At 59.5% G+C, this 6,426-nt stretch carries 3 protein-coding genes and 1 pseudogene; all 4 read right to left on the bottom strand.

The features are described from left to right. Positions 1-1,122: pseudogene (locus tag BKX96_RS06625) on the bottom strand (type IV secretion protein Rhs); the annotation flags it as partial. 236 nt (positions 1,123-1,358) lie between these two features. Further along, entirely contained in the window at positions 1,359-1,733 is a 375-nt protein-coding gene (locus BKX96_RS06620) for an immunity protein PIM1 family protein (protein WP_046820288.1), read from the bottom strand. Beyond that, positions 1,730-5,929, bottom strand: a complete 4,200-nt coding sequence (locus BKX96_RS06615) for an RHS repeat-associated core domain-containing protein (RefSeq protein WP_256721386.1) — start codon at positions 5,927-5,929, stop codon at positions 1,730-1,732. The genes BKX96_RS06620 and BKX96_RS06615 overlap by 4 nt, the downstream gene beginning before the upstream one ends. Positions 5,930-5,934: 5 nt before the next feature. Next, positions 5,935-6,402: a DcrB-related protein gene (locus BKX96_RS06610; protein WP_046820289.1), complete on the bottom strand. Its 468-nt coding sequence runs from the start codon at positions 6,400-6,402 to the stop codon at positions 5,935-5,937. Positions 6,403-6,426 lie beyond the last annotated feature (24 nt).

Raw genomic sequence — 6,426 nt, 5'->3', positions numbered from 1 at the left:
GCCGCGCAGTTTGTCGAGGGTGCGGGTCAGTTCGCCGGCCGGGTCGTACTGGTGACGGCGGTGAATCGGGTTGTAGGCATGCTCGACCAGCAGGTCGGGCTGGATGCCGGGGTTGTGCAGGCGCGAGAGTTTTTCCGCCGGCAGACGCGAGGCGAACTGCCAGCTCTTGCGGCCCATGGCGTCGTAGCCGAAGCAGCTGGTGAGCGTGCCCTGGGTGCGCAGGACTTCGCGGTGCAGGTCGTCGCGCTCGATGTCGCTGATCAGTTGGCCGTCGAGGTTGAGTTGGTGCAGGTGGCCGCTGCCGTAGTACAGGTGATTGAGGTGTTGGCCGGTGGGCAACGTCAGGGTGGTGAGGTTGCTCAGTGGGTCGTATTCGTAGGACAAGGCGCCTTGCGCCGTGGTCTCCTGGATCAGGCGACCAAGCAGGTCGTAGGAAAATTCGAGGGTTTCATCACTGACACCCATCTGCTTGCCCTGCGCGGTGGGCAGGCGCTGGATCGACAGCAAGCGATCGCCGTCGTCATACACATAATCCTGACGGGCATCGGCATTGAGCTTGGCCAGCAACCGGCCAATGCTGTCGCGCTCGAATTCGGTGCGCCGTTGTGGCCGCTCGCCGCGTTCGCCGTAGCCGGTTTCATCGACCTGGGTCAGATGCCCGCCGAGGTTGTAGCTGAAGCGCCGGGTCAGGTTGTCGATGCGCTTTTCTTCGATCAGACGGTCGGATGCATCGTAGGCGAACTGGTACGCCGCGTTGTTTTCGTTGATCAGCGCGGTCAGGCGAATCGCCGGGTCGTATTCGTAGCGGATGCGCTGGCCCTTGGCGTCCTGGCGACTGCTCGGCAGGCCCCGGGCGGTGCGCAGCAGTCGGGTGGTCTGGCCCTTGCCGTCGGTGTGCGTCAGCACCTGGCCGAGAGCGTTGTAGGTGAACGACTCGGCGCTGCCATCCGGGTGATGGATGCGCAGCACTTCGCCGTCCGGCTTGCGCTCCAGCGTGGTGGTCTGGCCCAGCGCGTCGGTGACGGCGACCAGATGGTGGCGCTCGTCGAAGCGGTAGGAGGTGTTTTTACCGGAGCAATCCTGGAAGCGCTCGACTTGGGCCAGGGTGTTCCACCACAGGTAGGTGTGGCTTGCGGCGGGCGTCGATTATTACTATAGAGAAAGTGGCTGAGACAATGTTGACAGCCACTTATTTCGATGAATTTTGAAAGAGCGAGCGACAGATGGCGTTAGCTCACCTCACGTCCCGCCCCTATATCTGGTGGCCTATCAGGTCGTGGGTGAATTATTTTTTCTTAGACATTGCCAGATTGTTGTTAACCGGTTGATTTTCAGCAGCCGATTCGTATCGCCAAAAGCTAACAGGGAAATTCACCTTTGCGGTACAAATCAAGTAACCTCGCTACCCATTCACTCACATGTCCTTTTGCTATGGCCTCCCCAATCATTCCGATATCATCAGACACATAGCTTGCGGCTTCGGAATTTTGCGTTAGACGGAACACTTTCTTGAAAGAAAACTCTCTTAACGCTGAAATTTCCTTTTCATCAGTAGAGGTTTTATAGTCTAGTTTTTTCAAATACTCATTACTTTCAACCCACGACGCATCAAACTCCCCCCTATCTCTTTGGTCTAACGCCTCGTCCCAGTCTTTAACAGCCAAAGCAACCACTTCAAAAAAATCTTCTTCATGGATTAAAATCGATAGCTCTTTTATAGATTCACTAGTCATCTCAAGCCACTCTCTCTCAGCCAGTTCTCAATAAGGTCTACTGCCGTACGCGGTGTCACGTTTTCACCTAAGACATGCGTTCCATTAGGTGAAACCACATCAACCTTTATATGATCCATATTTTCATATGCTTTTCTGTAAGCCGCAAACAATTCATCATCTGTTCCTGAAAAATCACCTTGGCGGGGCCCGATATGAGGTCGCTCAGCTTCATGCAAAAGCCAATGTGAATGCTCTGGATTTTTTCCACGTGGAAATATGGTTGGTCTAGTCTTATCAGATCTTGCAATCTCAAATGGTCGACCTACTGACTTTCGCACAGCGGGGACATGGTGCCCCGATTTACTGACTCCCATACCCTTTGTTTCACACCACCCCCACGGGTCGATCCTAGAAAAAGGATTCGACAAATAACCATAAAGATTGTGCCCACCCAACAACCCAATCGGATCCTGCGTAACAAACCGCCCCACCTCCGGATCGTAATACCGAAACGTGTTGTAGTGCAGCCCCGTCTCATCGTCAAAATACTGCCCCTGAAACCGCAGGTTCTGCTCGACATCATTGACCGCCAGCCTTTCAACCGAACCCCACGCCTTGTACGTCGCCTGCCAGACTATGCTCCCGTGCGCGTCGGTCATCTCCAACGGCGTACCAATCTGGTCGGTATGGAAGTAGTAAAGCTCCTGCTCTTCACCTTCTGCCTGATCCACCCGAGCCAACGGCGCATAACTCCCCGGCTCGTAGAGATACAGACTGCTCTGCCCCGGACGCTCTTCGCGCAACATCCGCAGGCCTTGCCACAAAAAGTGCTTCTGCTCGGTCTTGCCGTTGACCTCTGAAACCTTGCCAACCCGCCGCCCCARGCTGTCATACCGATAMGMACCGGTACTCTCCAGCCTGCCATTCACCAACGTCTCAGCCCGCACCAACCGATTTTCACAGTCATAMACAAACGTCTGCAGCKTGCCCATCCCACTGCGTTTTTCAATCAGGTTGCCCCACGCATCGTAGGCATATTCCTGATCCCGCCAGCGCTTCAGGCGGTTGTCTTTGACGTGGTCAAACTGGCTGGTGTTGAAGTTCAGCCGGTTCGCTGCGGCGTCGTAGCGGAATTCTTCGCTGTCGATCAACTGACCGGTGTCGCGGCTGTGCAGCTGGCCGTTGGCTTCGTATTCGTACTTGATCTCGCCGCGCAGTTTGTCGAGGGTGCGGGTCAGTTCGCCGGCCGGGTCGTACTGGTGACGGCGGTGAATCGGGTTGTAGGCATGCTCGACCAGCAGGTCGGGCTGGATGCCGGGGTTGTGCAGGCGCGAGAGTTTTTCCGCCGGCAGACGCGAGGCGAACTGCCAGCTCTTGCGGCCCATGGCGTCGTAGCCGAAGCAGCTGGTGAGCGTGCCCTGGGTGCGCAGGACTTCGCGGTGCAGGTCGTCGCGCTCGATGTCGCTGATCAGTTGGCCGTCGAGGTTGAGTTGGTGCAGGTGGCCGCTGCCGTAGTACAGGTGATTGAGGTGTTGGCCGGTGGGCAACGTCAGGGTGGTGAGGTTGCTCAGTGGGTCGTATTCGTAGGACAAGGCGCCTTGCGCCGTGGTCTCCTGGATCAGCCTTCCGAGCAGGTCGTAGGCGAATTCCAGCGTTTCTTCGCTGACACCCAGTTGCTTGCCCTGCGCGGTCGGCAGGCGCTGGATCGACAGCAGGCGATCGCCGTCGTCGTACACATAATCCTGACTGGCATCGGCATTGAGTTTGGCCAGTAACCGGCCAATGCTGTCGCGCTCGAACTCGGTGCGGCGCTGTGGCCGTTCACCGCGTTCACCGTAGCCGGTTTCGTCGACCTGGGTCAGATGCCCGCCCAGGTTGTAGCTGAAACGCCGGGTCAGGTTGTCGATGCGCTTTTCTTCGATCAGACGGTCGGATGCATCGTAGGCGAACTGGTAGGCCGCGTTGTTTTCGTTGATCAGCGCGGTCAGGCGAATCGCCGGGTCGTATTCGTAGCGGATGCGCTGGCCCTTGGCGTCCTGGCGACTGCTCGGCAGGCCCCGGGCGGTGCGCAGCAGTCGGGTGGTCTGGCCCTTGCCGTCGGTGTGCGTCAGCACCTGGCCGAGAGCGTTGTAGGTGAACGACTCGGCGCTGCCATCCGGGTGATGGATGCGCAGCACTTCGCCGTCCGGCTTGCGCTCCAGCGTGGTGGTCTGGCCCAGCGCGTCGGTGACGGCGACCAGATGGTGGCGCTCGTCGAAGCGGTAGGTGGTGTTTTTACCCGAGCAATCCTGGAAGCGTTCGACCTGGGCCAGGGAGTTCCACCACAGGTATTTGGACTTGCCGGTGGCATCGATGATGGTGTGTGGCAGGCCGTCGTCGCCATTGAGGTATTCGGTGACATGCCCGAGGGCGTCAACTTCGGCGATGAGGTTGCCCTTGTCGTCGTAGCGGGCTCGCCAGGTGCTGCCGTCGGGGTAGTCCACCTGCGTGACCAGCGGGGTCAGGTGGTGATAGCGGTATTTGATCGAGCGCCCGAGCGGGTCGGTCTCTTCGAGCAGGCGCGAGTATTCGTCGTACTTGAGGGTGATCCTGTTGCCGTCAGGTAACGTCAGGCCGGTCATGTTGCCGATGTCATCGATGTCGATGACGTAGTGCTCGCCACCGAAGTCGCGACTGGCGATCACGCGGTGATCGGCGTTGTAGTGAATCTCGGCTTCGCGCCCGAGCACGTCGGTAACCCGCGTAGTGCGCGCCTTGATGTCGTAGCGGAAGTGGAAACGCTCGCCATCGCTGGTCCAGTGCTCCACTACCCGTTGCTGGCCGTCGAGCTGTTCCCAGCGGTAGTTGCAGGTCAGGCCCAGGGCGTTGCTGTGGCTGGCCATTACCCCGTCGATGTAGCTGAAACGGCGCAGTGAATCGCCGTTGCGGTTGATCACCTCGGCGAGTTGGCCGTTGTCGTCATAGCGATACTGCACCAGGGTTTCGACGGCTTCGTTGTCGACCACGCGCCTGACGTCGGTCAGGCGGCCCAGCGGGTTGTCGTAATGCAGGTGCACGCGCACGCCACCGGTGGCGCTGATGTCGGTGAGCGAACCTTGGGCGGTGCGGGTGAAATGCAGGAAGTGGCCCAGGGCGTTTTCGATGCGTTGCAGCGGCACCGGGTTGTTGTCGTCCGCGACTTCGCCGAAGTAGAAAAAAGTATTGTCGAGGGTTTGCAGCAGGTAGTGGCCGCCCTCGGTGCAGACCAGATAGACCTGTTCATGGGGGTTGTAGATGCGCTCCCCCGGTTGCACGTCCACGAACGGAACGCTGCGCCCCTGATTGTCGGTGAGATAAACGAAGGCGCCACTGCGCCGCAGGCTTTGCTCCCAGGGCAGGACCCAGCCCTTGCCGAGCACGCTGTCGACGCTCAGGTCGCAGGCATAAAAGCGCGACCATTGGATCGGCATCAGGCCCGGCAAGCTGAAGTCGGTTTCGTCGGTTATGACCTTGCGGCCGGTGGTGGCGTCGACGGGGTTGCCGATCAGGCCACCCACCGCTCGCTCGATGGCCGGCCCCACGACATAACGTGAGGCCACCTCACCGGCGACAAACCCGGCGGTGAATTTCAGTGCGCAGGGCATGATGGCTTTCATGCCGGCCTGGGTCCCGGCCTTGATCAATTGGGCGATACCACCCGCTGCGCCGGCGACCGCCATGAGGATGTCGACCGTGGTCCGCAACCAACCCGGGATCTCGTCGTCCACCGGCAGGTAGCGATGGGTACCGCCACCGATGAAGACATTGTCCGAGCCGCTGGAGAGTGTCGCGCCGCAAGTCATCTTGTCGCCCTTGCGGGCGGCCGCCGTGCCGTTGATGAAGACGTTGGTCGAGCCTTCGGCGACCTTCACCGGGCCGGGATGCTTGTCGCAGGCTCCCGTGCTTTTTTCGACATGGGCGGCCTTGCGGCTATTGATGAACACGTTGGGCGACGCGGTGACGATGGTCCCCGCGGGTGAAGAAAACATACTGCCGATTTTCTCCCCGGCCGCGGTGAGCAGGCTACCTCCGACGCCTGCGACCAAACCCGCCAACAAAGCCACGCCAAACCCACAGGTGAACGTCGCGATCGCCACTGTGGCGACCAGCGCAATGCCGAGCGCTGCGCCGATGAGAAACCCACCCAGGGCGCTGGTGTGCGACAGTTCATCGCCAAACCTTGCGGCTTCAAACATGACCGTTACTCCTGTGTGCTGGAGTCGGTCTTGGTGCCGCCGGGCTGGCGAGGCTGAAAGCTGGCCAGCAGGTCATTCCAGTTCTGATTCTGCTCGATGCTGAAATCAGCCTGGGCTGTGGTGGAAAAAATCAGCGCGCGTCCAGGCTCGATCAGGAACGCCGCCTGGCGCTGATAGAAGGGTCGGCCATCGGTCATGTAATACGCATCGATCTGCACGCCGTCGATCGGTGCCGACGTCGACAGCGCAACGGCCTTCTTGCCCAACAGCGTATAGCCGCGCAGCTTGGACGCGAGCATCTTGACCTGACGCTCGACGTAGGCCTTGAGCGCCTCACCGGGCAGCAATGTGTCTCGGGAAACGGTGATGCTCAACGGTGCCGGAATGCTTGCCCCCAGCACGAACATGTTCACCGTGCGGTCCTGGAACCCTTGCGGCAGCGCGATGCTGCCTTCCTGCAACTCATAATCCATTCTGGGTAACTTCCTTGAATCAAA

Source organism: Pseudomonas putida (assembly GCF_001976065.1).
Taxonomy (GTDB): Bacteria; Pseudomonadota; Gammaproteobacteria; order Pseudomonadales; family Pseudomonadaceae; genus Aquipseudomonas; species Aquipseudomonas serbica.
The sequence above is the reverse complement of the archived record's forward strand: the minus strand, read 5'-3'. Positions and strand labels throughout refer to the sequence as shown.

Coding starts and splice junctions, on each gene's coding strand:
- BKX96_RS06620 (WP_046820288.1), bottom strand. CDS start 1,733: ATGACTAGTGAATCTATAAAAGAGCTATCGATTTTAATCCATGAAGAA.
- BKX96_RS06610 (WP_046820289.1), bottom strand. CDS start 6,402: ATGGATTATGAGTTGCAGGAAGGCAGCATCGCGCTGCCGCAAGGGTTC.